Origin of the sequence: Aeromonas lacus (assembly GCF_000764665.1) — a bacterium.
Classification (GTDB): Bacteria; Pseudomonadota; Gammaproteobacteria; order Enterobacterales; family Aeromonadaceae; genus Aeromonas; species Aeromonas lacus.
Genome location: NZ_JRGM01000138.1, coordinates 54,126 through 79,142 on the forward strand (window position 1 = coordinate 54,126; position 25,017 = coordinate 79,142).

Genomic DNA, 25,017 nt, shown 5'->3' on the forward strand with positions numbered 1-25,017 from the left:
TGTGGCTCCTTGCCCGCGGCTCCCATTAGATTCAAGACAACAACCAGCGGCGCAGACGGGCGATATCGCCCGGATATTCCCGGCGCAGCGTCTCAATCCAGTCTTCCACATTCTCCCACCAGGCGGGATGATCTGGGCTCTGGATCAGTTGCGCCGTCTGCTGCAGGCGACGCAGGCCGATGGAGCCTGCCGCCCCCTTGATCTTGTGCGCCTCCTCCACCACGCCAGCCTGATCCCGCGCGATCATGTTGGAGTCGAGCACCGCCATGTAGTCGGGCATCATCTTCTCGAACAGCTCGACGCTGGAGAGCAGTACCGGCTTGCCCACGGTATCGGCATAGTCGGTAAGGAAAGGCAGATCCAGCAACGCATCCTGAGCCACCGCATCAGCCTGCTCGTCCGCCTCGTCGTCGGCCAAATCGGCAAACAGGTGACCAATCACCTCGCGCACCGCCTTCGAGCCGAGCGGCTTGTTGATCACATCGCGCATGCCGCGATCCAGATAGTACTGGCGATCACCGGTTACATTGGCCGTCAGGGCAACCATGGGCGGCAAACTTTCGCCGTAGCGCTCGAGCAGGGTTGCCGCCACATCGAACCCGGTCATGTCCGGCAGCTGGATATCGAGCAGGATAAGGTCGAAATCATCCGGGTTGGCCATCGCCAACGCCTGGGCGCCATCGCGCGCCACCTTGACATGATGGCCGAGCTTGTTCAGCAGGGCACAGGCAACCGTCACATTGAGCTCGACATCCTCTACCAGCAGGATGTCGAGGGAAGGCATCTCCTCCTCCGTCTCCGGCAACACCTGCTCGACACAGGCGACCTCCAGCTCGGCGGTAAAGCAGGAACCCTCACCCGGCTCGCTATCCACGTAGAGCTGACCGCCCATGGCCTGTACCAGCTGGCGCGACACAGCGAGGCCGATACCGGTACCGGTAGCGTGCTTCTTGCCCTGCACCTGATAGTACATGGCGAAAATTTTCTCCTGCTGGGCGCGGGGAATGCCGACGCCGGTATCTTCCACCTCAAAGTGGAGCGCCAGCTTGCCCGGCTCGTCGGCAGGATGGGAGAGGCAGCGCACGGTAACGCCGCCCTCATCGGTAAACTTGACCGCATTGCCCACCAGATTCCACAGCACCTGACGCAGTCGGGTACCATCCGCCATCACGAATTGCGGCATGTCGCCATCGCGATCAAAGTGCAGATAGAGCCCCTTCTGCTCCGCCTGAATACGCGACAGCGTCTCCAGCTCGTCGAGGAACGCGGGCAGGTCGATCCGGGTTGGCGCGATCTCAAGCCGGCGCCGATCGAGTTTGTCCAGGTCGATGATGTCGTTGAAGATGTTGCCGAGGGTGACCGCACTCAAGTGAATGGTCTTGAGCTGCTGGCGCTGGCTCGGGTCGAGGGGGGTATCCATCAGCATGCGGCTCAATCCCACGATGCCATTGAGCGGGGTACGCAGCTCGTGGCTAATGGTGGAGATGAAGGTGGTCTTGTCGCGGCTCGCCTTCTCCAGCTTGTCCTGATACTGCTTGCGCTCGGTGATGTCACGGCCAAAACCGAGCAAGCCGAGCCGCTTGCCGAAGCGGTCGAAGAAGGGCACCTTGCGCAGCTCGAAGTAGGCCTTGCGACCATCGGGGTACTCCAGCCACTGCTCGTAGGTGAGCGGCTCGTTGCTGGCAAAGACCTGGCGGTCGGTCTCCACCACCTTGTTGGCGATCTCCTGCTTGTAGACGTCAAACGGGGTGAGGCCAATCAGCTCGTTCTCCGCCTTGCCGGTCAGCTCCTCCATGGCGCGGTTGCAACCGGAGAACTGCTCATCCTCATTGCGGTAGTAAACCAGATCGGGGGAGCAGTCGATAAAGGAGCGCAGCAGAGCGGTGCGCTCTCCCAGATGAAGCTGGGCTTTCTCCCGCTGGAACACCTCGTTCTCCAGATCCTCGATGGCCTGCAGACGCAGGCTCTCGGCCCGGTTGGTCTCGGCGATCTGGCTGTTGAGGCGGCTGATGTTCTCCTGCAGCTGGTTGTTGAGCTCGAGATCCCGCTCGCGCATATCCTGCAGCTTGCGCACCATCCGGCTCAGCCGCTGGCGGGAATCCTCCAGCTGATCCACCACGATGGAGAGAAAATAGACCGCCCAGGGCGTGACCAGCAGACCAAAAAACACCGAGCGCACGAAATCGATGACATCGATGCTGCCCCGCAAAAACAGGGTGACCCCCATCTGGATGGCGACCGCCAGCACTATGATGCCGGTGGCCAGAAACATGCTGAAACGCACCAGACCCAGCTTGGTCATCAGATCGACGTAATATTGCGCCCAGGATTTAATCTGCTTCATCTTGTTGTTTTCTCCCCGATATTCGCCGGACAGAATACCAGCACAACGCGCTTAACTCTTGTGTGATAAGCCAATAATTGGAGATTCCTGTATCATATGTGACCATTGCACTCGCCCGGGCAATACCAAGGTGACATCAGCAGCACGAACATCCCGGGCTTTACACCTCAACAGTTTGATATATCAGGAGTCTTTTGATGCGCAATCTCACCTTGCTGGGTCTCGGCCTGCTTGCGAGCCACGCTGCATACGCCGATCTGGGCGAAATTCCGCGCCAGTCCGGTTGGTCCGGCTTCCTGTTGGGCGGCGTCAGCGCCACCAGCTACAAGTCCAACTTCTATGCCGGCGACGACAACCACAGTCGCATCAATGATCTGGGCTCACCGGATAGCGAGAACAAGCTGACTCCGCTGATCAACGCCGATATCCGCTATACCTTTGCCGATACCCGCACCCAGATCTTCCTCGGTAACCTCATTCAGGATGCCATCCGCTTCGACTTTACTCAGCAGTTCGGTCTGCGTCAGGAGATGGGCGACAAGGGGATCGTCGCTACCTCGCTGGTATTCAACGCCATGCCGGTCAAGCTGTGGAGCGATCCTTTTGCCACCGGCGTGGATCGCAGCTCCACCGACCTGAAATCCAAAGGGGCGCGTTTCGCCTGGGACAAGATCTGGGGCAGCAACTTCAACGGCAGCATCACCGCCCGCAGCATCGATATGGATGATGAGCAGAGCGGCCAGCAGTATGACCGGATCCATGGCACTCACTACGCCTCCATGCTGGATCGCAATGGCAAGATGTATGACATGCAGCTCTCCTACAAGTGGACCTTCGCCGACGGTCAGGCTCTGGAACCTGCGCTGATCTACAAGCAAGCCAACCTCGATGGCAGTGCCGAGAGCTTCGAAAACACCGGCCTGCAACTGACCTATGCCAAGCGTGGCCCCCAGTGGTCCATCGTCAGCAACGTCTATGCCGGCAAGCGCAAGTATGACGAAGCCAACCCCATCTTCGGCCAGCGCGCCGATGCGGACGAGTTCGCCATCAACGGCACCTTCTTCTGGCATAGCCTGTTCGGGGTGAAACCACTCAGCGCGACCTTTACCCTCTCCTACGCCAACGCCAGCTCCGATATCGGCTTCTACGATACCGAAGCGAGCCGCGTCAGCACCGGCCTGCTCTACAACTTCTAACAGCAGCAAAGCCGTGATAAAAAAGGCCACCCCATGGGTGGCCTTCTCATTGCTGCCGTAGACCTGCTTCAGATACCGAGCGAGTCAAGCAGATCGTCGTGGTCGTTGCTGGCGGCCGGAGCTGCTGCTGGCGCCGGTTTGGCCGCATCCTGCTTGGCCTGGGCGATCAGGGCATCAGGATCCAGCTCCTCGTGCTCCATCCCTTCATTGTGAATACGGATGAACTCGGTCTTGTCCATCGCCAGCTCCAGATAGAAGATGTTGTTGCGAGCAGTGAAGAAGGTGACGCGGCGGGATTCCGGGCTGTCGAGATTGGTATCGACGCTCAGCATCACCTGCTTGTTGAGGGCCAGCATCTTCGGCTGGTTCTGGGTGATGTGAGTCTGCAGATCGCGGCCCACCTTGACGGTGAAGCTGCCGACGATCTGGTTCATCAGCTCACCCATCACGTTGCTCACCTCGTCGGAGGTGTGAGAGATGGCGAGATCCTCCTTGGAGAGCCCCATGCTCAGCATGTAGCTCTCGTAGAGTTCCATGGCGGCAGCGGCGGAGAAGTTGATCACCACCAGACCGGAGAAGCCGCCATCGAACAGCACGAAGCAGCCGATATCGGGCTTGAGGCAGGTCTTGCTGATCCGCTGCACCATACCGGAAAAACGTACCTGACTCATGGTCGCGGCACTCAATACGTCGGTTACCGAGTTGCAAAGGCTGAGCAGTACATCCTCAGTCGTCAACACGACGTCATCATCGGATCTTGTAACTATCATGTGTCCTTCCTGAACATCGAGAATGGGCTTATCTATACCATAACTCTAACAGATGGCGCGGCCAGAAGACTGAAATAGCGACATGCCTCTCAGTTGACTCTGTTATCAGTGGCAGCCGGGGTAAATCCGCCCAGATTGCCGAGTCGCGCAAGCCAGCGATCGACCTCCTGCTGCAGAGTTTCTGGCTGGTATGGAACGGCAGGATGGGCTCCCCAGATGGGGCCAGGCCAGGAAGCATCTGTGGCAAAGCGGGCGACATGATGAATGTGCAGCTGCGGCACCAGATTGCCGAGCGCGCCGATGTTGATCTTGTCCGGACTGAGGGCCTGCTCCATCAGCGCCGAGACGGCGCAAGACTCCTGCATCAGCTGTTGCTGCTGTTCCGGTGCCAGATGGTGGATCTCGCGCAGGTTGGCCACTCGCGGCACCAGAATCAGCCAGGGGTATTGACTGTCTTTGGCCAGCAGGACGCGGCAGAGCGGCAGATCGCCAAGCCAGCAGGTATCTGCCTGCAGGCGGGAATGCAATTCAAACATGAACACCTCGTTGAGTACGATAAAGAGGGCATCCGACAGGGATGCCCACGTTACTGCAACGGGCGGCAAACTTAAAGCTGCGGCACGGCCCAACTGATAAAGCGCTTGCGAAGGGCCGGGTCTGCCTTGAGGAACAGCTGCTGCAACTGCCCTTCCAGCTCGCTGACTGCCACAACAGGTTGAGACCCGCTAGAAACAGCATTGATTGATGGTGCAGCAACCACTCCCGCCGCCAGCGCCGCCTTGCCACCACTGCGGTTGTATTCAGCCAGTTTCCCGTTCCAATCCACCCCAAGCAGCATGCCGCTGGTCACCAGTGCATCCTGCTGGATGGCAAGTCCCCGGCCACTCTCCTGCAACGCCACTGCGGGCGATTTGGCATAGGCCTGCATCCCCTGCTCATCGGCCGGTACGCTCGCCACCAGTTGCAACCGCTGGTTGCTCGCCTGATAGCGCACCACCTGCGGCTCGGAGCGAACCTGCCGGTCATTCTCGCTGCTGCTGCGGCTGGGGATGACCCCCTCGAAACGCACCAGCAACTGCTGTTCGCCATCGGTCAGGGTGGCGTGCTGCTCATCCTGCAGCGTGCCACTGCTCACCGCGAGGATGCGGAAATTCTCCGGCACACTCACCTCGACCGCCGCCTGCACGCAGGCGGTGCCGCACAGCAGCGCCAACCCCGCCCATCTCCAATGCTTGTTCATCGCTTCTCGCTTCCAGATGCCGACAATGGGCGCAGGGTAGCAGCCGAAGATGACAGAAAAATAACGAAGCCGGGCACCATCAGCGCAGCCGGAGCGATACGCCCTCTTACAGCAGATAACGGGGATGATCGGCAAACCACTGGGCCAGCACCTGCTTGAACAAGCGGATTTTGCGTGGCACCCGCCGCTGCTGGGCATGCAGCACATGAAGCTGGTGCAGACCGCTCTGCCACTCGTCGAGCACGGTCACCAGCTCTCCCGCCGCCAGCAGGGCATCCACCGCCACCAGCGGGCATTTGGCATAGCCCATGCCTGCCCGGGCCAGCTCAATGACGGTGCTGTATTGATTGGCCCTCACCCTGCCCTGGACCAGAATGTGGGCCTCTTCGCCCTTGCGGCTGAAGTGCCACTGCTCCCAGGCCGGATTGCTCCCCATGGGCAGGCAGGATAGCCCCCCCAACTCATAGGGCGTTGCCGGTTTCCCCTCCCTTGCCACCAGAGCTGGGCTAGCCACCACCACATCCTTAAGCCGGCCAAGGGGGAGCGCGACCAGATTGTCCGGCACCTCATTGATGGCGCGCAGGGCGATGTCATTCTCGCCCTGGCTCATGTCGACTACCTGATTGGTGAAGTTTAGTTCGACCGCAACCCCGGGACAGAGCGTGGCAAAGCGAGCGATCAGCTCGCTCACCATGCGATCGCCGGTGCTGATTGGGCAGGTGAAGCGCAGTCGTCCGCTATCCTCTTCGGTCAGCGCCTGAATATCCTGCTCCGCCTGCCGTGCCAGCGCGAAGATCTCGCCCGCCTGCAGATAGAGGGTCGATCCCGCCTCGGTCAGACTGAGCCGGCGGGTGGTACGTTGCAGCAACTGGGCGTTGAGGGAGGACTCCAGTGCGCTGACATGGCGACTCAGCATCCCCTTGCTCACCCCCAGCGCATCGGCGGCGGCAGAGAAACTGCCCCGCAAAACCACCTCGTAAAAACTGGCCAGATGGGCGATATCCATCATTAGCTCCAATATGGAAACAATGGATTTATTTTACGCGCTTTTTCTCTTTTTTTGTTGCACTAGAATCAACACATCCCAACCAGAAGTGACAGAGATGAAGATTGTGATTGTGGGTGCGTCCGGCACCATAGGTTCTGCCGTCAGCGAATTGCTTGCCAGGGATCATCAGGTGATCCGGGTCGGCCACAGCCAGGGGGATGCCACGGTCGACATGCGCGATCCCGTCTCCATCAAGGCGCTGTTCGCCAAGCTGGGTCAGTTCGATGCGCTGGTAGTGGCCAGCGGCAGCGCCGCCTTCAATGCCCTGACCGAGATGACCGATGAAGAGTGGCAGGTGGGGCTTCAGAGCAAGCTGATGGGCCAGATCAATCTGACCCGTGCCGCCATCCCCCACCTGAGCGACAATGGCTCCATCACCCTGATCAGCGGTATTCTGAGCGAGGAACCCATCAACTGGGGCGCCAGTGTCACCACTATCAATGGCGCGATCGAGCACTTCGTCAAAGCGGCCGCCTGCGAGCTGCCCAGGGGCCTTCGCATCAACGTGGTAAGCCCGACCGTGCTGGCGGAGTCGATGGACAAATACGCCGATTTCTTCCCGGGCTTCGTGCCGGTGCCCGCCGCCAAAGTGGCGCAGGCCTACAAGAAGTCGGTGCTGGGCATCCAGACCGGTCAGGTGTTCAAGGTCAACGGCTGATCGTCGGGCGCCGGATAGAAAATAAAACGGGCCCCGCTATGGGGCCCGTCTGTTTCTCTGTGTCTCTCCTTCGTCATCGGCAAACGTTTGTTTTTCGATGACAAAAAAGAGCGCAACTCTTAGTCGATCAGACCGTACTGCGCGCGCAGGATATCGATGATCTCCTGCTTCGGGTTGGCCGACAGCTCCAGCTTGTGGCCGATGATCTTCTCGGCGATCCCGACGTAGGTGCTGGAGATATTCATCATCACTTCGGTCGGCAGCTTGTTGTCGCGGGCCAGGGCGAAGCGTTCCGGCATGCGGTTCTTGTTGAGCAGGATGTCCGGATCCGGGAAGTGGTTGAGCAGCCACTGACGGAAACCCTCTTTCGACTTCTCGACAATCTGGCCGTCGCGCAGGGCGGCGCCATCCCAGATGCGGGAGCTGTCGGGGGTACCCACTTCATCCATGTAGATCAGCTTTTCGTTGCCAGCGGCATCGTGGACGTAGCCAAACTCGAACTTGGTATCGACAAAGATCTGATCCAGCTCGGCCAGTGCGTCGCTGATGACGTTGAAGCCCTCTTTGAGCAGCACTTCGTAGCGGTCGATATCGGCTGGCTTGCTGAAGTTGAAGCCCTTGTAGTGGCGCTCGATATCGGCACGGGATACGTTGACGTCATCGGCTTCCGGCACGCCATCCAGCCCTTTCAGCACGCCCTTGGTGGAGGGGGTGATGAGGATCTCCGGCAGCTTCTGATCCTTCTTGAGCCCTTCCGGCAGGGTGATGCCGCAGAACTCGCGCTCGCCATCCTTGTAGGCTCGCCACATGGAACCTGTGATGTACTGGCGGGCGATCGCCTCGATCATCACCGGACGGGCTTTTTGCACGATCCAGACAAAGGGGTGCGGGATGTCGAGAATGTGGCTGTCGGCCAGCCCCTTCTCCTTGAACAGCTTGAACCAGTGGCTGGAGATGGCGTTGAGCGCCGCCCCTTTGCCCGGTACGCCGTTCAGCCCGTTCACACCTTGCCAGATGCAGTCGAAGGCAGAGATCCTGTCGCTGATCACCATGATGGCGAGCGGCGCATCCGCTGGCACGTCATAACCCTTCTCGCGAATGAGACGGGCGCTGTCTGCGGCGGTCAGCCAGTAGACGCTACGCACTTTACCGGAATGGACAGGCTTATCGGTACGGATCGGCAAATCGTCATTCACCGCCAATACTTGGTCTGCAAGACTCATGGCTAATAACACTTCCTGTTTGTGGGGGGTAATCAGAGAGGAGCATCAAGCCCCGCTCTCGTTGGGGGTAATCAATCCATGCCCTGCACGCCGGCATCCACATTGACTGGCTCGCCAGCCGTGCAGAGATAAAAAAACAGGGGCACAAGGCCCCTGTATTTATTCTGATTTTGCTGCCTGTGCAGCCAGTCCTTTGGCAAACGCCTCGGACATGCTGATGTACATCTGGGAGATAACCCCAGACGACACCGGCTTCTTGTCCTTGTCGAACAGGGTGATGGAGGTCTTGCCTCCCGCCATTTCACCCAGCTGGAAGCGGTACTTCTCCTCTTCCAGTTTGAACGGCTCGCTCCCTTTCGCCTTCCAGAACTCGGCAGACGGGGCTTCATACTCGACGTCGATCCAGCCCAGCGACTGCTGGGTATCCTTGATGACGAAGCCGTAGCCCGGCAGCACCTGGTTGAGACGGCGCCACACCTGCTCGAAGGAGCCATCGGCAATCCAGGCGCTCAGCTCGTTGTTGTCCAGACCCAGTTCCAGCCCCATGCCATCGTTGGACTTGTGCTGTTCGCGGGACTTGAGCTGGCTGTCGTAATAGAGAGAGAACTGGTTGAGCACCCGCACGGCATAACGCTGCGCTTCAGCCGGGCTCAGCTGGGTAGTGGTCTCGCCATCGAAGCTCTCTTCGTGATCCAGTACCCGTACCGACATGTTGACGGCGTGGCGCGCAGCATCGTTGCGCACGGTGAACTGATAACGCTGACGGATTTTGAAATCGTCGTCATCTTCACCCCAGCCATCAAGGGCGACCGTGTTGTCAAACCAGCCGGTCTGCAGCACGCCGGCCTGCTGGTCCAGCTTCTCGGTGGTGACCTTGTACTTGGCCAGGAAGTTCATCAGGAACGACCAGGTGTCGCGCTCCACGCTCTGGCTGGTGCTCAGGGCATAGTAGGCGATGGTAGGTTCACTGGCATTCTGGACGACCTGGCTACCCGGCACCACGGTCAGCAGCTGGGCGGGCGGACGCACGTCGATCTTGGCGCCGAGAGCACCGTCACGGCTGCTCTCGGGCAACGGCGGAATATCGAACTGGCTGTTGAAGGCGGGGGCGCTCAATCCTGACGGGATCAGGAATGCACGGCCCTCGAGGCGGGCATCTTCATAACCGAAGTCGCGGTTGGCCATTTTGCGATCCTGGGGCGTGCTGCACGCGGCCAGCACGGCGGCGGTCGCAACAGTCAGCACCAGACGGGCACTATTTCCCTTTCCATTTGATTTAAACACTCGCCATCAACTCCGCAGTGGTCAGTGCTCGCGCCATCAGCTGTTCACCCTCGGGAGAGAGTTCAACCAGCGGCAGACGCAAGGTTGCTGTTGCAATCAATCCCAGCTGGGCACAGGCCCATTTCACCGGGGTGGGGCTCGGTTCGCAGAACAGAGTCTTGTGCAACGGCATCAAGAGATTGTTGATGTCGTGGGCCAGACCGGCATCACCGGCCAGCGCAGCACGACACATGTCGGCCATCTGGGCCGCTGCAATATTGGTGGTGACCGAAATGACACCATCACCACCTTGCAGCATAAAATCACAGCCAGTGGCATCATCGCCACTGTAGAGGGCAAAATCCGGCCCGCACAGCTCGCGCAGCAGCGGGGTGCGACTCAAATCGCCGGTTGCCTCTTTCAGGCCGATAATACCGGGCACCTTGGCCAGACGGGCCACGGTCTCCGGTTTCAGGTCGCAGCAGGTGCGACCGGGCACATTATAAAGAATTTGGGGCAGACCACTAGCCTCGGCGATCGCACAATAGTGGCGATAGAGACCTTCCTGAGTGGGTTTGTTGTAGTAAGGGGTCACCGAGAGACCAGCAACCACGCCGGTTTTGGCCAGGCGTTTGCTCAGTTCGATGGCGTGGGCAGTATTGTTGGAGCCACTGCCGGCAATGACAGGAATGCGACCGGCAGCATATTCAACGGTCTTTTCAACGACGGCAATGTGCTCTTGCTCGCTCAGGGTCACCGACTCCCCTGTAGTTCCCACAGCAACAATGGCGCTGGTTCCGGCGCTGACATGATACTCGACCAGCTTGGCCAGACTGGCCCAATCGACTTCACCTGAAGCCAGCATAGGGGTAACGAGGGCAACAATACTACCGCGCAACATGGATATTTCTCCCGATTTTCAGGGCCGTAATGGTAAAGCTGCCCCCTTTGAAAAACAAGGGAGAGAGGGGACAAGCCGTGATACCATCGGCCACAAAAAGCAATAAATGAGAGTCGGGGGAGCACCGCGCTGCGGGCCATCAACAGCCCGAAAATCGGCAATCCTGTGCGGCTTTCAAGATACATAACGGACGAGAGAAGATTTATGACTCACTATCTGGTCGTAACGGCCATCGGCACGGACAGGCCTGGCATCGTCAATGAAGTGACCCGTCACGTCAGTAGCTGTGGTTGCAACATTGTGGACAGCCGTCTTGGCATCTTCGGCAATGAATTCACCTTTATCATGCTGCTCTCTGGCGACTGGAACAGCATGATGCAACTCGAGATCAGCCTCCCCCTGCGCAGCCAGGAGTGGGATCTCATCACCATGATGAAGCGCACCGAGCGCCACCAGTCGCTCCAGTATGACGTGAGCGCCAGCGTCGGGATCCTGATCCGTGACGAACCGGGCATCGTAAGCCAATGCACCCAGTTCTTCAGCGAACATGGCTGGAACATTCAGGCGATGCAGTCCATGACCCTGGAACAGCAGCCATTCAACCTGCTCAAGATGAGCTTCCAACTCAATCTGGCCAAAGAGGGAGAGGTTGAACGGTCGCAGACCGCCTTCGCCGAATTCTGTCGTGAACTGGGCGCAGAATCGTTCGAGTTTATCGTCAATCGCAAACACGCCTGAGCACTCACTCAAGGAGAACCCATGCAACCATTACAAGCTGGCAGCCCCGCCCCCGACTTCACTTTGCCCGACCAGAATGGCAATCAGGTCAGTCTCGCTAGCCTGCGCGGCAAGAAAGTGCTGGTCTATTTCTATCCCAAGGCGATGACCCCCGGCTGTACCACCCAAGCCTGCAGCCTGCGCGATGTGAACGCCGAACTGGCCGCCCTCAATGTGGTGGTGCTTGGCATCAGCCCGGATCCGGCCAAACGGCTGAAGAAGTTCGAAGAGCGGGACCAGCTCAACTTCACCCTGCTGGCCGATGAAGACCACGCCGTCGCCGATGCCTTTGGCGTCTGGGGTCCGAAGAAGTTCATGGGCAAGGAGTATGATGGTATTCACCGCCAGAGCTTCCTGATCGACGAAGAGGGCAAGATTGCCCACCACTTCGACAAGTTCAAGACCAGCGATCACCATCAGGTGGTACTGGATTTCCTCAAGGGATAACCCTCCCCTGCGTCATTGAAAGGCCTGCCACGCAGGCCTTTTTTGTCTGGCCAGCCGCCGCTCGCCTGCAGATTTTTCTCACCAACTCCCCCGCCCAGATCAAAAAATTCATTTTATATATGGGTTAACGTGACCCCAGAATCATCTTCCAGCGAGATATCCCATGAACATGAGCAACACAGAGCGTTTGATCCTGAGCAACCAGTACGAAATTCTGGCGAAACTCAATCCGGAGAAAGCAGACTTCTACCAGCGCGCCAGCACCATCATCGAACGCGGCTACTGCCTGCAGATCCTCGAGCTGGAGAAGAGCTTCGGCCATCTGGATCTGGCGACCTGCCAGGAGGTGATCGATACCCTCGAGCTGCACCACGCACTGGCCATCTCATGGGGCAATCTGGATGGGGCCGATCAGGGCGAGATCAACGCCAGTCGGCTGGAGTTCAACGGCTACAGCCGCAGTCAGGAGCGTGAGCTGGCCGACTACGTCTGCTTCCTGCTGGAGGTGGACAAGCGCTTCCCCGAGCTCAAGTGCCCGTGCGACGAGCTCTCCAGCGACATCGCCATGCGCGACAAATACCAGCGGATGTTGCAGGTGTGGCGCCAGTGCCCCCGTCAGTACAAACTCTCCATTCAGGAGATCCGCAAGGTACTGGCGGCCTGATCCGCACACCGACTGCAACAAAAAAGGCGCCACTGGCGCCTTTTTTACGTTTGAATCGGGTTATTCGTAGAGAAACGATTTGTCCAGCTGCTGAAACGCAGCCTTGAGGGTATCGGCCAGCTCTTCATAGCGCGGCTGGGAAACCAGCTGACGGCGACCGCCCTGCTCGTTCATCTTGCCGTTGATCTCCCGATACCAGCTCGCCAACGAAGGGGGCAAACGGGTGTCGGCACGCTGACCGAGCCAGTAGTAGCCCTGCAGCGGCAAACTGAGCAGAAACAGCACCGAGGTGATGACGGAGGGCCAGTAGTGCAACTCGCCAAACTGGAACTGCAGCATCACGCTCAGCACCGCCAGCGCCGGAATCACCTTGAGGGCGAACTCGGTCGCCTTGATCACCCGATTTTCAGGAAACATCGAATTGAGCTCGGGACGGCGCGGCCAAAGCGTCATATAATGGCGGCCTTGCTGTAACTTAGTTCCAAAAATGTTCATGCTCATACTACCTCCGAGCGCTTTTTGAACGTACCAACGGCAAAACCTCGACAAAATTTGATGCAAAGTAACAAAGGTTGAGGATGACTTTGTTATTTTTCAACAATCGGGTTATCCTTTGTACGCCCATTTTTGCGTCAAAAGCGTCTTGCTATTGACCTGTCAGGGACGTCTGGATTTCGGGTCTTGTATCACTATACAAGGGGCAAGCAACAGATTGCCAACCCTCATAAGGATAAGTTGAAAGTTTTTGGCCGCACCGCGTCCAACGCATCCGCCTACACAACCCAATCTGCGATAGGATTTATTCATGAGTAAGCTGGTTCTTGTTCTTAACTGTGGCAGCTCTTCCCTGAAGTTTGCTGTCATTGACGCAACCACCGGTGATGACCTGCTGTCCGGCCTGGCCGAGTGCTTCAACCTCGACGACGCCCGCATCAAGTGGAAACTGAATGGCGAGAAAGGCAGTGCCGATCTGGGCGCGGGTGCCGCTCACCAGGAAGCGCTGGACTTCATCGTCAACAAGATCCTGCCGCTCAATCCTGAACTGGCCAAGAACCTGATCGCCATCGGTCACCGCGTTGTTCATGGCGGCGAGCGTTTCACCTCTTCCGTCGTCATCTGCGAAGACGTGATTGCCGGCATCGAAGCCGCTGTTCCGTACGCGCCGCTGCACAACCCGGCTCACCTGATCGGTATCCGTGAAGCTCGCCGCGTATTCCCGGCGCTGGCTGACAAGAACGTGGCCGTATTCGATACCGCGTTCCACCAGTCCATGCCGGAAGAAGCCTTCCTGTACGCCCTGCCGTACAAGCTCTACAAAGAGAACGGCATCCGTCGCTACGGCGCCCACGGCACCAGCCACTACTACATCAGCCTGGAAGCTGCCAAGCAGCTGAACAAGCCGGTTGAAGAGCTGAACATCATCAACTGCCACTTGGGCAACGGCGGTTCCGTCTGCGCCATCAAGAACGGCAAGTCTGTTGATACCTCCATGGGTCTGACCCCGCTGGAAGGCCTGGTAATGGGTACCCGCTCCGGCGATCTGGACCCGGCCATCATCTTCTTCCTGCACGACAAACTGGGCATGAGCGTTGCCGATATCAACACCATGCTGACCAAAGAGTCCGGCCTGCAGGGTCTGACCGAAGTCACCTCCGACTGCCGTTTCGTTGAAGACAACTACGACAGCAAAGAAGAAGCCAAGCGTGCCATGGACGTTTACTGCTATCGCCTGGCCAAGTACATCGGCGCCTACGCTGCCGCCATGGACGGTCGTCTGGACGCCGTTGTTTTCACCGGTGGTATCGGTGAAAACTCCGCCCCGATCCGTGAAATCACCCTGAACAAGCTGGGTCTGCTGGGCTTTGACGTCGATCACGACGCCAACCTGAAGGCTCGTTTCGGCAAGGGTGGCGAGATCACCAAGGCCGGTTCTACCAAGGCCCTGGTTATCCCGACCAACGAAGAGTGGGTTATCGCCCACGACGCGCTGGAACTGGTCGGCGCTTAATTGACGCAGTAACTCGAGGCCGCCCACCAGGGCGGCCTTTTCCTGATCCCAAAAAATGAACAAGGGGTATAAAGTGGCACGCACTATTATGCTTATCCCGGTCGGCACTGGTGTCGGCGTAACTTCCGTAAGCCTTGGCGTTGTTCGCGCCATGGAGCGTCACGGTGTCAATGTCAGCTTCTTCAAACCGGTTGCCCAGCCGCGTCCGGGTGAAACCGGCGCCGAGCGCTCAACCGCCGTTATCCGCGCAGCTGCCAACATCAATCCGCCCGAGCCCTTCACCCTCTCCTACGCCGAGAACATGATCAGCTCCAGCAACACCGACATCCTGCTGGAAGAGATCGTTGCCCGCTTCGAAGAGCACGTGAAGTCCAGCGGTGCCGAAGTGCTGGTTGTCGAAGGTATGGTGCCGACCGACAAGCAGCCCTTTGCCAACAAGCTGAACTACGACGTTGCCAAGGCGCTGGACGCTGACATGGTATTCGTGACCCACCCGGGCCATGACTCCAGCCAGAAGCTGAAAGAGCGCATCGAACTGGCCTGCTCCAACTTCGGTGGTGTCAACAACCCCCGTATCGTTGGTTGCGTGATCAACAAGGTTGGCGCGCCGGTTGACGAGCATGGCGTAACCCGCCCTGACCTGACCGAGATGTTTGAAGCCCATCACCACGCTTCTGACGCTGCCCACAACCTGGAAGTGCTGCAAGTGTTCGGCAAGAGCCCGCTGCGCATCCTGGGTTGCATCCCCTGGAACACCCAGCTGATCGCCCCGCGCGCCAAGGATCTCGCCAAGCATCTGGCCGCCAAGATCCTGCACAAGGGTGAGCTGGATAGCCGTCGCCTGCAGACCGTGACCTTCTGTGCCCGCTCCATCCACAACATGGTTGAGCACTTCCGTCCGGGCAGCCTGCTGGTCACCTCTGGCGACCGTTCCGACGTCATCGTGTCTGCCTGCCTCTCCGCCATGAACGGCGTCAAGCTGGGCGCCCTGCTGCTGACCGGTAACTATCATCCTGAGCCGCAGGTAATGGCCCTGTGCCAACAGGCCATGGCCACCGGCTTGCCGATCATGATGACCGGCACCAACACCTGGCAGACCGCCGTCAGCCTGCAGAACTTCAACGTCGATATTCCGGAAGATGACCGCGAGCGTATCGAGCTGGTGCAGGACTATGTGGCTGGCCACATCGACAAGCACTGGATCGAGTCGCTGACTGTCAGCTCTACCCGTTCCCGTCGTCTGAGCCCGCCGGCATTCCGTTATCAGCTGACCGAGCTGGCCCGTCAGGCCAACAAGCGTGTCGTGCTGCCGGAAGGCGACGAGCCGCGCACCATCAAGGCTGCCGCCATCTGTGCCGAGCGTGGCATCGCCCGTCCGGTGCTGCTGGGTAACCCGGAAGAGATCCGTCGCGTTGCCGAGCAGCAGGGTGTGGTACTGACCGATCGCGTCGAGATCATCGATCCGGCCGTAGTACGCGAGCGCTATGTGCCGCGTCTGGTCGAGCTGCGCAAGAACAAGGGCATGACCGAAGTGGTTGCCCGCGAACAGCTGGAAGACAACGTGGTACTGGGTACCATGATGCTGGAGCGCAATGAAGTTGACGGCCTGGTATCCGGCGCAGTGCACACCACTGCCAACACCATCCGTCCGCCGATGCAGATCATCAAGACCGCTCCGGGCTCTTCCCTGATCTCCTCCATCTTCTTCATGCTGCTGCCTGACCAGGTGCTGGTCTACGGTGACTGCGCGATCAACCCGGATCCGACTGCCGAGCAGCTGGCCGAGATCGCCATCCAGTCCGCCGACTCCGCTGCCGCTTTCGGCATCGAGCCGCGTGTTGCCATGATCTCCTACTCTACCGGTACCTCTGGCGCCGGTGCCGATGTAGAGAAAGTGCGTGAAGCGACCGAGCTGGCCAAGGCCAAGCGCCCCGACCTCATCATCGACGGCCCGCTGCAGTACGACGCGGCCATCATGGAGAACGTGGCCAAGTCCAAGGCGCCGAACTCACCGGTTGCCGGTAAAGCTACCGTGTTCGTGTTCCCTGACCTGAACACCGGTAACACCACTTACAAAGCGGTACAGCGTTCCGCTGACCTGGTCTCCATCGGCCCGATGCTGCAAGGCATGCGCAAGCCGGTCAACGACCTTTCCCGCGGCGCCCTGGTTGACGACATCGTCTACACCATCGCTCTGACCGGTATCCAGGCTGCTCAGGCTGACGAACAAGCCTAATCAGCTCTGGTCTGAAAAAACCGATCACAAAGGCTGTTCACCCCAGGTGAGCAGCCTTTTTTGTGGGGAATGTTTCTGAAGGCAGCATAAGCAGCCGAAGATTCAGAATCAGATAGATAAAAGTATGAGTGCGTTATGAGGGTGCGCGCCCTGCCATACAATAATTTCCATTTTGTATGTTCCGATAAAAGTCTTTATATATCTTATCGTTAGTCGAAAACAGCAATCTCTTATAGCAAAGCAACCCGCACCAATACCTGTAAAAAATGACAGCCGTCACATCTTCCAAATCTGGTTAATCATCCATACGAATACCCCACCACAAGGAAGTGTGAAATGCGTAAAAACAGCTTGTCCATCATCATGTTGCTGTCCGCCCTCCCCTTGTTCACCCAGCCCTCACTGGCCGCAGACAAGGTCGCACCCAAGCAGGCCACCACGGTTGCCGCCAAGCAGGAGAGCGGCAAAGTGGATATCAATACGGCAACCCTTGCCGAGCTCACCAACCTCAAGGGAATTGGTGACAAAAAGGCACAAGCCATCGTCGACTATCGCGAAAAACAGGGGAAATTTACCTCAGTTGATCAACTGGTTGATGTAAACGGCATCGGCCCGGCCACGCTGGAAGCCAACCGTGACATGATCATCGTCAAATAACGTCCGAGCACTGCATATGCAAATGGGGCAGCCTGTGGCTGCCCCATTTTTCTTCGGGTATCATGGGCCCACTTTGTATCTCTGGATATCTCTCCATGAAAAAGACACCTCTCGTTGTTCGCAAGGCCGTGCTCCCGGTAGCCGGTCTGGGTACCCGCATGCTTCCCGCCACCAAGGCCATTCCGAAAGAGATGCTGCCGGTGGTCGACAAACCCCTGATCCAGTACGTTGTGCGCGAAGCCATCGCCGCCGGTATCAAAGAAATCATTTTGGTCACCCACTCCAGTAAGAACTCCATCGAAAACCACTTCGACAAAAGCTTCGAACTGGAAGCGACCCTCGAGAAGCGGGTCAAGCGTCAGCTGCTGGAAGAGGTGCAACAGATCTGCCCGAAAGACGTCACCATCATGCACGTCCGTCAGGGTGAGGCCAAAGGTCTAGGCCACGCTGTGCTCTGCGCCCGCCCGCTGATCGGTGACAACCCATTTGCCGTGCTGCTGCCGGATGTACTGATCGATGAAGTGGCCAGCGACCCGAAAAAAGACAACCTGGCCGAAATGGTGCACATGTTTGAAGAAGACCAGATCAGCCAGATCATGGTGGAAGCTGTGCCCGAGAGTGAAGTGGACAAATATGGCATCGCCGACATCAAGGGTGAAGCGCTGACCGAAGGGATGTCCCTGCCGATGCAGGCTATCGTCGAGAAACCGCCGCGCGATGAAGCGCCCTCCAATCTGGCGGTAGTTGGCCGTTATGTGCTCTCTTCCAATATCTGGCCGCTGCTGGAAAAAACCCCTGCCGGCGCCGGTGACGAGATCCAGCTGACCGATGCCATCGCCATGTTGATGGAGCAGGAGCAGGTCAACGCCTACTTCATGAAGGGCAAGAGCCACGACTGCGGCAGCAAGATCGGTTATATGAAAGCGAATGTGGAGTATGCCGTACGTCACCGCGAGCTGAACGGCGAATTCATCGGCTGGCTGAAGCAGTTCGTCAAGCAGTTGTAATAGCTGAAAATTCCGTTTTTCATAGTGGTATTCAAGGAGCATCAAATGATGCTCCTTTTTCATTTTCGCAACAAAAAATCAATCAAGAATAAATAAATCCTCAGCAAATCATAATGTTGTAATTTATTCACACATGCTCTATAAGGATTGAGGCGTGTTTCTCGCCCTTGCATAAAAAACTCAAAAAAATATAAGACACAGGTGGAAGTTCCAATGAATAACCCGTCAAAAGGGACCTTTTTAGGTCACCCTAAAGGGCTTTTTTTGCTCTTTAGTACCGAACTCTGGGAGAGATTCTCCTATTACGGCATGCGTGCCGTACTGGTGCTCTATCTGACCGACCTGACTGCCAATGGCGGTCTGGGCTGGAGTCAGGCAGATGCCCTCAAACTCTACGGTATCTATACCGGTCTGGTTTACATCACTCCACTGATCGGTGGCTGGCTGGCTGACACCTTCCTGGGTCAACGCCGCGCCATCCTGTTCGGGGCCGTGCTGATGGCCGCGGGCCAATTCACTCTGGCTCTGCCCCACGCCATGTTCCCGGATATGGTCAACAGCGTCTTCTACACCGGTCTGGCTCTGCTGATCGTGGGTAACGGTCTGTTCAAGCCGAACATCTCCACCATGGTGGGCGACCTCTATGCAGAGGGTGACCACCGTCGTGACGGTGCCTTCACCATCTTCTACATGGGTATCAACTTGGGCTCCCTGCTGGCAGGCGTGATCTGTGGTGCTGCCGCGACCGCCTACGGCTGGCAAGCTGCCTTCGTCGGTGCCGGTATCGGTATGCTGCTCTCTCTGGTGATCCAGGCGACTCTGGCCCAGCGTTTCCTTGGTGACATCGGCCGTGTGACTGCCGCCCAGCGTGCAGCTGCTCTGCGTACTACCGAGCAGAAAGCGCCGCTGACCAAGCAGGAAGTGGATCGCATCAAGGTCATTCTGGTGCTGGGTCTGTTCACCATCATCTTCTGGGCTGGTTTCGAACAGGCTGGTGGTCTGATGAACCTCTATACCCAGGAGTACACTGACCGCATGATCGGCTCTTTTGAAGTGCCGACTGCCTGGTTCCAGTCCCTGAACCCCTTCTTCATCATCACTCTGGCGCCGGTCGTTGCGGCCATCTGGATCAAGCTCGGCAAGAAAGAGCCGAACTCTCCGGTGAAATTCGCCATGGGTCTGCTGTTCCTGGCCGTGGGTTTCCTGTTCATGGTCGGTGCCGTGCTGCAGCAAGGTGGTGACAACACCGTCAAGACCTCCATGTTCTGGCTGGTTGGCGCTTACCTGTTCCACACCCTGGGCGAGCTCTGCCTCTCCCCGATCGGCCTCTCCATGGTGACCAAACTGGCTCCGCTGCGTCTGGCCTCCCTGATGATGGGTGCCTGGTTCGGTTTCGTGGCTCTGGCCAACTACGCAGCGGGCTTTATCGGCTCTTTCGTGGGTGAAGCCGGCCCGATCGCCATCTTCGGCGGTATCGCTCTGGCTGCCGTGATCAGTGCCGTGATCCTGCTGACCATGGCCAACCGTCTGGTCTACTGGATGCATGGTGCCGAAGGCCCTGCCAAATCCACTGACCATCAGGATGAAAAACTGCAGTCCGCTACCGCATAAGCGAGTTGGACAAGCAGACATAAGAGAGGGCGCCGATGGGCGCCCTCTCTTTTTATCTAACCGATGTTCAACTGTAGCACCATGCCCGTCAGTGGTAACGCACCTGAACATGAAGAGCACTGCCGCTGTCGCTACAAAACTGCAGGTCAAAGGGCTCGTGCCAGCTGCGTTTATGCAGGGCATAGTGGCTGCTGCGCATCAAGCCAAGGGGCAAGCCGCCCGAGCGCATCAGCCAGTGAGGAGAGGTGAGCCCAGCATTGGCAAACACCAGCCCATCCTCCTGATCAAAGAGCAATGCCGCCATGGCAAAAGCGCTGCGCAGCCCCGACTCCATCAACTGATGATTGAGGTAGTCGAGCAGCCGGTGTGGCTGACTCAACAACTGGCTCTCTTTACGCTGGAACTGACGATAAGGGACATTCATCAGCGAACGCACCAGCGCCCCGCAGAAGGCGGCATCCGTCCCCATGATGGGCAACTCCATCACCAATACCAGTAACTTGTCACCCACCTTGAAGGTGTCGGGAATAAAGAGCTGGCCCAGCCCCTTGAACGTAATCTGCCAGGGACCCCACTCCTGCAAGCCCGGCGGTTTCAGCCCGGCCAACAAACGGCTGGCGGCCCGATCGTGGGCACTGAAGTAGTCCATATGATCCATCAGCTCCAGCTGCTGACTGCGTGCCCCCTGACTCTTGAGGCACTGCTCTATGCTGCGCTCTACCAGCGCATAATCTTCCAGCGGCTTGAGCAGATAATCGCGCGCACCGGCGCGCAGGGCACCAGCCACTGCCTCCATGGTGCTCTGGGCCGAGATGACAATAACCGGGATATCGGGGTAGCGAGCAGAGAGGCAGGCGATCACTTCATGACCATCCATATTGGGCATATTGAGATCGCAGAGCACCACATCAGGATGGTAGAGAGCAGCAGCCGACAGACCCTCAATCCCGTCTTCGGCCTGAAATACCGTTGCCCCGTCCCGTGCGAGGTAACTCACTAACGAGTGGCGAAAAACGGCTTCGTCCTCCACCACCAGGATCCGCAACCCGGCTCTTAACATCTTGATAAAGCTCTTATTAGTCAATTGGTTATTTAGGTATTAAGACTAGTTCAAAAGTGCGGTATCCGCGGAAACGATGCGTCAAAAATAGACCTTGGTCAGGTTCTGAACGACAGATTGCTCTATTAACAATCACATAGCGGCACAACCTCTCCCCACAATGTCGCTACCTCCATGCGAATTGTGCAAGCCCCTGCCATAGGGGATAATGGCCGCCACACAAGCGCATAAAGAAGACCATGACTCCAGCCGAATACAGTGCCCTCGCCCACCCCAGATTGTCCCATCCGGCCCGCAGTCTCTATACCCTGCAGCTGCGCCGACTGGTGCTGGAAAATCAGCTGGCCCGGCTCAACTATCCCGAGCTGGGTCGCGCACTGGCGGTGGTCGACCCTGGCGATCCCTGCGGCTTCTCGTTTCAGGTCAATGCCCGCCAGCTCACCGAGCTGTTCGATGAACTGATGGAGGCGGGCCTGCTGCAGGTCGAGGCCCAGCCCGAGAGTGAGCACTACCATCAGTGCCCTTTTCAGTTGCCGCTGCTGACCCAGAAATTGCGCAGCCCGCTGCCGGAGCGCCCCTTCCAGATGCATCTGCAGTGGCGCCCGGACGAAGAGTTGCCCGCCCTCGCCCGCCTGTGCGGAGTGATCGATGCCAGCTATAGCGAAGAGGATCTGGGGGAATTTATCGCCTACTGGCTGGGGCGCCCCGAGGTGTTCGACTCCCAGCATCAATGGATGCTCAAGTTTATTCGCGCCCTCAAGACCCGCCGTTATACCCGTCGCAAACCGATGGAGGTGCAGGGCTATCAGCAGGTGACTCCGGTCCCGGCAGAGTCGGGCCCCAGCAAACGGGCCCAACAGATGATTGAAGAGGCAAAGCGGCTGGCAGAGAGCCAGCAGATGCCTGCACAGACACCGGATAATGATTGATACCATCTGCCTGCTGCAGGCAGAATCAGACCCCTGTCCCATCCCTGATCAAGCAGAAGGAGCATTCCATGACTGACCCGCAAGATCCCCTGCGCCAGGAGCTGGAAGAGATCGAAGCCAAGCGCCAGAAGATCGCCAAGGCCAAGCAGGATCACCGCATTCACGACCCGGAATTGAGCCGCCATGTAGGTGGCCTGCTGGAGCGCATTCGTCGCCTGCAGCAAGAGACCGGTGGCGGCCAGTATGACTACGAGACCCTGCGCAAAGAGTATGATGCCAAGGCCAACGCCGAGGTGCGCGAGCTGCAGAAGGCGGCCCGTCAGGAGCGGATCCAGAAGCTGATCGCTCAGGCCGACCTCAACCCCGACTGGGTGTTCGCCAAGATGGATGCCACAGATCCGGCGCTGCAATATCCCATCGAAACCGCCCGTTACTTTATCAGCGGCTTCGAACACTGGGAGAAGAGCGGTGGCGGCTGCATGCTCATCTACGGCGACTACGGCACCGGCAAATCGACCCTGGCAGGCGCAGTAGCACACGAGCTGATCGCCCTTCACCAGAAATCGGTGATCTTCCAGCAGTGGGCCTCCATCGTCGATCGGCTGTTCTTCAACGTGATCCCCGATCAGGACGAGCGCAACCAGTACCGCCGCGCGCTGGAAGAGGTGGATCTGCTGATCATCGACGAGGTATCGGCCAACCGCGCCAAGATGGCGGAGAGCCAGTCCAGCTTCCTCGGCCACCTGCTGCGCCGTCGTCGCAACCTGTCAAAAAGCGTCATCATCATCACCAACCACACGCCCCAGACCCTGCATCAGGCGATCGGTGATTTCAGCTATGAGGCGATCAAGGCATTTAATCCGGTTGATATTCACCTGAGCGGCCCCAGCCGTCGCCCCAGCATCGGCAACTACAACGGCTGATGCCCTTGTCATCAGGTGCGAGTCGCTGGCGGCTCGTACCCTCTCCTCCCTGCAGGCTCACAAATAGAAACAACTCTCATTTACATCGGACGAACAAGCCACTAGGCTAGCCCCTTTTGCCAAGGGAGCTCAGCTATGCCAACCACACTGATTTTCGGAGCCAGCCGCGGGCTGGGCCGCGCCTTTACTCATCACGCCCTGAGCGAGGGTCACCGAGTGGTTGCGCTGGTGCGCAGCCCCGAGATGGCCACCGAACTGCGCGCGCTGGCAGTCGAAGTAATCGAAGGGGATGCGCTGGATCCGGCTGCGGTGCAGCAGGCATGTGCCCGAGCGGGGCAAGATGCACAGGTCGTCTCTACCCTCGGCAGCTTCCGTCAGGCCGCGCCGGTGGACTATCAGGGTAACCGTCATGTGATTGATGCCATGGAGCAAGCAGATCTGAAACGACTGCTGCTGGTCACCTCCCTCGGCTGTGGCGACAGCTGGCAATATTTGCCGCAGCGGGCCCGCGCCGCCTTCGGCCACGAGGTACGCCTCAAAAGTCTGGCGGAGAGCTGGCTGCAGACCAGCTCCCTCGCGTGGACCATTCTACGCCCGGCAGGCCTGCAGGATGGCGATGCCACCGGCCGCGCCGAACTGAGTCAGGACAAGGAGGTGCACGGACTGGTGCGCCGCGCCGATGTGGCCGCCCAAGGGCTGCGCCTGCTGGCGGATGAGACAGCGGTGGGGCAGATCTACGCCATTAGCGATCCCGCGTTGGCTCGCCCCTGAGCCAGCCGCCATCGACCTATAGAAAAACGGTCAGCCTCAGGGCTGACCGTTTTACATTTGTATCCGTTTAACTGGCAGGCGTTTCCACCTCATCAACTGCCGGTTGCGGCGATTGACGCCAGCGCAACAACAGGCAGGCCAGTACGCCGTAGAGCAGCGCCAGACCCCATAGCTGCCACCAGTAGCGGGCAACCTGGGCGAAGTCGGCCCCCATCTGGTTGAGGCGCAGAAAACCCTCGATGGCCGGGATAGTGGGCACCCACTGAGCGAGCCAGTTGAGGGGTGCCGGGATCAGCTCCAGCGGCCAGATAAAGCCCGCCAGAAAGACCAACGGCAGGGAGGAGATAAGCACCACCTGAGTGGGCAGATCCCGCCGGGTAAAGATGGCGCCCAGCACAATACCGAACCAGCAGGTCGCCAGCAGGAACGGCAGGGCGAACAACCACAGCTCCAGCGGATCGGCATGACGGGCGATGTTGTAGTGATCGAAACAGAAGCCGAGGAAGTAGCTCACCGGCAGCAGGAACAACCCCGCCAGCACCAGAGTTCTGGCCAGCAGCAGCGGCAACACTGGCGCACTTTGCCAGTAACCATGCTCGCCGCGGCAGCTGCGCTGGTTCTGGGTCGCCCCCAGGATCCCCGCCCCCATCAGCAGCACCTGATGGAGAATCAACACGAACACCGCAGGCACCACGTAGTTGACGTAGCCCATGGTGGGGTTGAACACCGGCACCACGTTGAGGGCCACCGCATTCCAGCCCATGACCGCTTGCGGCAGCGCCTCGCCCTGGCTCAGCAGCCTCGCCACCTTCACCTGCGCGGCGAGAGTCCCACCGGCCTGTGCCAACCCCTCGGCAATGGTACCGTAGACCAGAAAGTAGGAGGCATCACCGGCATAGCTCAGGGTGACGCTCTTGCCCAGCATCAAATCCCGATAGAAGTGGTTGGGGATGTGCAGGATCCCGCTCGCCTTCCCGGCCATCATCAGCTGCCGCGCTTCATCCAGCGAATTGGCCCGCGCTACCAGCTTCACCTGTGGCGTGGCATCGGCCATAAACTCCAGCTGGCGCGACAGCTGACTGCCATCTTCGTTGACCACCACCACCGCCTCTTCCCGCGGCAGTTGATGCAGATAGGGTTGGGGGTAGAGGAAGGAGTAGAAGAACACCCCACCAAACAGGGTGAGCATGATAGCGCGATCCGCCAGCAGGGTGCGCAACTCGAGGCGCAACAGATCGACAAATCCCAGCATCACTCGGGCTCCTTCTCGGCGACGGCCACAAC

24 protein-coding genes are annotated in these 25,017 nt (G+C 58.6%); 13 read left to right on the top strand and 11 right to left on the bottom strand.

Translation table 11 applies throughout. The annotated features are described in order from the left end of the window. Positions 1–31: 31 nt before the first annotated feature. Positions 32–2,344, bottom strand: coding sequence for an aerobic respiration two-component sensor histidine kinase ArcB (arcB, locus tag LG31_RS0113100; RefSeq protein WP_033114909.1), 2,313 nt, complete (start codon positions 2,342–2,344; stop codon positions 32–34). 197 nt (positions 2,345–2,541) lie between these two features. Here arcB and LG31_RS0113105 point away from each other — a divergent pair, with 197 nt between their 5' ends. Next, a complete protein-coding gene (locus LG31_RS0113105) occupies positions 2,542–3,540 on the top strand; it encodes a DUF2860 family protein (RefSeq protein ID WP_033114910.1) in 999 nt (332 codons plus the stop codon). Between the two features lie 68 nt (positions 3,541–3,608). Here the strand turns inward: LG31_RS0113105 and LG31_RS0113110 are convergent, their stop codons facing one another. The 4 genes from LG31_RS0113110 to LG31_RS0113125 form a co-directional block, all read right to left on the bottom strand. Continuing rightward, positions 3,609–4,310: a DUF3334 family protein gene (locus tag LG31_RS0113110; RefSeq protein ID WP_033114911.1), complete on the bottom strand. Its 702-nt coding sequence runs from the start codon at positions 4,308–4,310 to the stop codon at positions 3,609–3,611. An 89-nt stretch (positions 4,311–4,399) separates the two neighbouring features. Beyond that, positions 4,400–4,846, bottom strand: a complete 447-nt coding sequence (locus tag LG31_RS0113115) for an HIT domain-containing protein (protein ID WP_033114912.1) — start codon at positions 4,844–4,846, stop codon at positions 4,400–4,402. Positions 4,847–4,917: 71 nt separating this feature from the next. Next, a complete protein-coding gene (locus LG31_RS0113120; RefSeq protein ID WP_033114913.1) occupies positions 4,918–5,550 on the bottom strand; it encodes a DUF2057 domain-containing protein in 633 nt (210 codons plus the stop codon). A 106-nt stretch (positions 5,551–5,656) separates the two neighbouring features. Beyond that, complete coding sequence (locus LG31_RS0113125; protein WP_033114914.1) at positions 5,657–6,556, bottom strand: LysR family transcriptional regulator; 900 nt, start codon at positions 6,554–6,556, stop codon at positions 5,657–5,659. A 97-nt stretch (positions 6,557–6,653) separates the two neighbouring features. Between LG31_RS0113125 and LG31_RS0113130 the strand changes: the two genes are divergently transcribed. Next, a complete protein-coding gene (locus tag LG31_RS0113130) occupies positions 6,654–7,256 on the top strand; it encodes a short chain dehydrogenase (RefSeq protein WP_033114915.1) in 603 nt (200 codons plus the stop codon). Between the two features lie 119 nt (positions 7,257–7,375). Here LG31_RS0113130 and LG31_RS0113135 read toward each other — a convergent pair whose 3' ends face one another. The 3 genes from LG31_RS0113135 to dapA all read right to left on the bottom strand — a co-directional run bounded on the left by LG31_RS0113135 (position 7,376) and on the right by dapA (position 10,643). Continuing rightward, entirely contained in the window at positions 7,376–8,479 is a 1,104-nt protein-coding gene (locus tag LG31_RS0113135) for a phosphoribosylaminoimidazolesuccinocarboxamide synthase (RefSeq protein WP_033114916.1), read from the bottom strand. Between the two features lie 159 nt (positions 8,480–8,638). Beyond that, entirely contained in the window at positions 8,639–9,763 is a 1,125-nt protein-coding gene (gene bamC / locus LG31_RS0113140) for an outer membrane protein assembly factor BamC (protein ID WP_033114917.1), read from the bottom strand. After that, positions 9,756–10,643: a 4-hydroxy-tetrahydrodipicolinate synthase gene (dapA, locus tag LG31_RS0113145; protein ID WP_033114918.1), complete on the bottom strand. Its 888-nt coding sequence runs from the start codon at positions 10,641–10,643 to the stop codon at positions 9,756–9,758. The genes bamC and dapA overlap by 8 nt, the downstream gene beginning before the upstream one ends. Positions 10,644–10,847: 204 nt before the next feature. Between dapA and LG31_RS0113150 the strand changes: the two genes are divergently transcribed. The 3 genes from LG31_RS0113150 (at position 10,848) to LG31_RS0113160 (ending at position 12,531) form a co-directional block, all read left to right on the top strand. After that, positions 10,848–11,381: a glycine cleavage system transcriptional repressor gene (locus LG31_RS0113150; protein WP_033114919.1), complete on the top strand. Its 534-nt coding sequence runs from the start codon at positions 10,848–10,850 to the stop codon at positions 11,379–11,381. Positions 11,382–11,402: 21 nt separating this feature from the next. After that, positions 11,403–11,867 (top strand): thioredoxin-dependent thiol peroxidase, encoded by a 465-nt coding sequence (gene bcp, locus LG31_RS0113155; RefSeq protein WP_033114920.1) that lies wholly within the window; start codon positions 11,403–11,405, stop codon positions 11,865–11,867. A gap of 163 nt (positions 11,868–12,030) precedes the next feature. After that, the gene (locus LG31_RS0113160; RefSeq protein WP_033114921.1) at positions 12,031–12,531 is read left to right on the top strand and encodes a YfbU family protein; all 501 of its coding nucleotides are present in this window, start codon (positions 12,031–12,033) and stop codon (positions 12,529–12,531) included. A 60-nt stretch (positions 12,532–12,591) separates the two neighbouring features. Here the strand turns inward: LG31_RS0113160 and yfbV are convergent, their stop codons facing one another. After that, positions 12,592–13,032 (bottom strand): terminus macrodomain insulation protein YfbV, encoded by a 441-nt coding sequence (gene yfbV / locus LG31_RS0113165; protein ID WP_005339116.1) that lies wholly within the window; start codon positions 13,030–13,032, stop codon positions 12,592–12,594. 304 nt (positions 13,033–13,336) lie between these two features. On the opposite strand from yfbV, the gene LG31_RS0113170 reads away from it, so the two are divergent. The 5 genes from LG31_RS0113170 (at position 13,337) to LG31_RS0113190 (ending at position 20,050) form a co-directional block, all read left to right on the top strand. Beyond that, complete coding sequence (locus tag LG31_RS0113170; RefSeq protein WP_033114922.1) at positions 13,337–14,539, top strand: acetate kinase; 1,203 nt, start codon at positions 13,337–13,339, stop codon at positions 14,537–14,539. 55 nt (positions 14,540–14,594) lie between these two features. Continuing rightward, the gene (pta, locus tag LG31_RS0113175) at positions 14,595–16,775 is read left to right on the top strand and encodes a phosphate acetyltransferase (RefSeq protein WP_005339119.1); all 2,181 of its coding nucleotides are present in this window, start codon (positions 14,595–14,597) and stop codon (positions 16,773–16,775) included. A 336-nt stretch (positions 16,776–17,111) separates the two neighbouring features. Then, the gene (locus LG31_RS0113180) at positions 17,112–17,432 is read left to right on the top strand and encodes a ComEA family DNA-binding protein (RefSeq protein WP_033114923.1); all 321 of its coding nucleotides are present in this window, start codon (positions 17,112–17,114) and stop codon (positions 17,430–17,432) included. A 95-nt stretch (positions 17,433–17,527) separates the two neighbouring features. Beyond that, a complete protein-coding gene (gene galU, locus LG31_RS0113185) occupies positions 17,528–18,439 on the top strand; it encodes a UTP--glucose-1-phosphate uridylyltransferase GalU (protein WP_033114924.1) in 912 nt (303 codons plus the stop codon). A gap of 213 nt (positions 18,440–18,652) precedes the next feature. Next, entirely contained in the window at positions 18,653–20,050 is a 1,398-nt protein-coding gene (locus LG31_RS0113190) for a peptide MFS transporter (RefSeq protein ID WP_033114925.1), read from the top strand. A gap of 88 nt (positions 20,051–20,138) precedes the next feature. Here LG31_RS0113190 and LG31_RS0113195 read toward each other — a convergent pair whose 3' ends face one another. Further along, entirely contained in the window at positions 20,139–21,110 is a 972-nt protein-coding gene (locus LG31_RS0113195) for a response regulator (RefSeq protein ID WP_033114926.1), read from the bottom strand. 239 nt (positions 21,111–21,349) lie between these two features. Here LG31_RS0113195 and LG31_RS0113200 point away from each other — a divergent pair, with 239 nt between their 5' ends. From LG31_RS0113200 to LG31_RS0113210, 3 genes are all read left to right on the top strand, one after another. Beyond that, positions 21,350–22,039 (top strand): DnaT-like ssDNA-binding domain-containing protein, encoded by a 690-nt coding sequence (locus tag LG31_RS0113200; protein ID WP_033114927.1) that lies wholly within the window; start codon positions 21,350–21,352, stop codon positions 22,037–22,039. Positions 22,040–22,107: 68 nt separating this feature from the next. Beyond that, positions 22,108–22,962 carry a DnaA ATPase domain-containing protein gene (locus tag LG31_RS0113205; protein ID WP_033114928.1) on the top strand — a complete coding sequence of 285 codons (855 nt, stop codon included), beginning with the start codon at positions 22,108–22,110 and terminating at the stop codon, positions 22,960–22,962. A 135-nt stretch (positions 22,963–23,097) separates the two neighbouring features. Next, entirely contained in the window at positions 23,098–23,733 is a 636-nt protein-coding gene (locus tag LG31_RS0113210; RefSeq protein WP_033114929.1) for an SDR family oxidoreductase, read from the top strand. Between the two features lie 67 nt (positions 23,734–23,800). Here LG31_RS0113210 and LG31_RS0113215 read toward each other — a convergent pair whose 3' ends face one another. Continuing rightward, positions 23,801–24,985 (bottom strand): ABC transporter permease, encoded by a 1,185-nt coding sequence (locus LG31_RS0113215; protein ID WP_033114930.1) that lies wholly within the window; start codon positions 24,983–24,985, stop codon positions 23,801–23,803. Positions 24,986–25,017: the final 32 nt, after the last annotated feature.

Excerpts from the sequence above, each read along its gene's own strand:
- LG31_RS0113160 (WP_033114921.1), top strand. The coding sequence starts at position 12,031 with ATGAACATGAGCAACACAGAGCGTTTGATCCTGAGCAACCAGTACGAA.
- LG31_RS0113205 (WP_033114928.1), top strand. The coding sequence starts at position 22,108 with ATGACTGACCCGCAAGATCCCCTGCGCCAGGAGCTGGAAGAGATCGAA.
- LG31_RS0113210 (WP_033114929.1), top strand. The coding sequence starts at position 23,098 with ATGCCAACCACACTGATTTTCGGAGCCAGCCGCGGGCTGGGCCGCGCC.
- LG31_RS0113150 (WP_033114919.1), top strand. The coding sequence starts at position 10,848 with ATGACTCACTATCTGGTCGTAACGGCCATCGGCACGGACAGGCCTGGC.
- galU (WP_033114924.1), top strand. The coding sequence starts at position 17,528 with ATGAAAAAGACACCTCTCGTTGTTCGCAAGGCCGTGCTCCCGGTAGCC.
- LG31_RS0113105 (WP_033114910.1), top strand. The coding sequence starts at position 2,542 with ATGCGCAATCTCACCTTGCTGGGTCTCGGCCTGCTTGCGAGCCACGCT.
- LG31_RS0113180 (WP_033114923.1), top strand. The coding sequence starts at position 17,112 with ATGCGTAAAAACAGCTTGTCCATCATCATGTTGCTGTCCGCCCTCCCC.
- pta (WP_005339119.1), top strand. The coding sequence starts at position 14,595 with ATGAACAAGGGGTATAAAGTGGCACGCACTATTATGCTTATCCCGGTC.
- LG31_RS0113120 (WP_033114913.1), bottom strand. The coding sequence starts at position 5,550 with ATGAACAAGCATTGGAGATGGGCGGGGTTGGCGCTGCTGTGCGGCACC.
- bcp (WP_033114920.1), top strand. The coding sequence starts at position 11,403 with ATGCAACCATTACAAGCTGGCAGCCCCGCCCCCGACTTCACTTTGCCC.
- LG31_RS0113130 (WP_033114915.1), top strand. The coding sequence starts at position 6,654 with ATGAAGATTGTGATTGTGGGTGCGTCCGGCACCATAGGTTCTGCCGTC.
- yfbV (WP_005339116.1), bottom strand. The coding sequence starts at position 13,032 with ATGAGCATGAACATTTTTGGAACTAAGTTACAGCAAGGCCGCCATTAT.
- LG31_RS0113200 (WP_033114927.1), top strand. The coding sequence starts at position 21,350 with ATGACTCCAGCCGAATACAGTGCCCTCGCCCACCCCAGATTGTCCCAT.
- LG31_RS0113125 (WP_033114914.1), bottom strand. The coding sequence starts at position 6,556 with ATGGATATCGCCCATCTGGCCAGTTTTTACGAGGTGGTTTTGCGGGGC.
- LG31_RS0113135 (WP_033114916.1), bottom strand. The coding sequence starts at position 8,479 with ATGAGTCTTGCAGACCAAGTATTGGCGGTGAATGACGATTTGCCGATC.
- dapA (WP_033114918.1), bottom strand. The coding sequence starts at position 10,643 with ATGTTGCGCGGTAGTATTGTTGCCCTCGTTACCCCTATGCTGGCTTCA.
- LG31_RS0113215 (WP_033114930.1), bottom strand. The coding sequence starts at position 24,985 with ATGCTGGGATTTGTCGATCTGTTGCGCCTCGAGTTGCGCACCCTGCTG.
- LG31_RS0113170 (WP_033114922.1), top strand. The coding sequence starts at position 13,337 with ATGAGTAAGCTGGTTCTTGTTCTTAACTGTGGCAGCTCTTCCCTGAAG.
- LG31_RS0113115 (WP_033114912.1), bottom strand. The coding sequence starts at position 4,846 with ATGTTTGAATTGCATTCCCGCCTGCAGGCAGATACCTGCTGGCTTGGC.
- LG31_RS0113190 (WP_033114925.1), top strand. The coding sequence starts at position 18,653 with ATGAATAACCCGTCAAAAGGGACCTTTTTAGGTCACCCTAAAGGGCTT.
- LG31_RS0113195 (WP_033114926.1), bottom strand. The coding sequence starts at position 21,110 with ATGTTAAGAGCCGGGTTGCGGATCCTGGTGGTGGAGGACGAAGCCGTT.
- arcB (WP_033114909.1), bottom strand. The coding sequence starts at position 2,344 with ATGAAGCAGATTAAATCCTGGGCGCAATATTACGTCGATCTGATGACC.
- LG31_RS0113110 (WP_033114911.1), bottom strand. The coding sequence starts at position 4,310 with ATGATAGTTACAAGATCCGATGATGACGTCGTGTTGACGACTGAGGAT.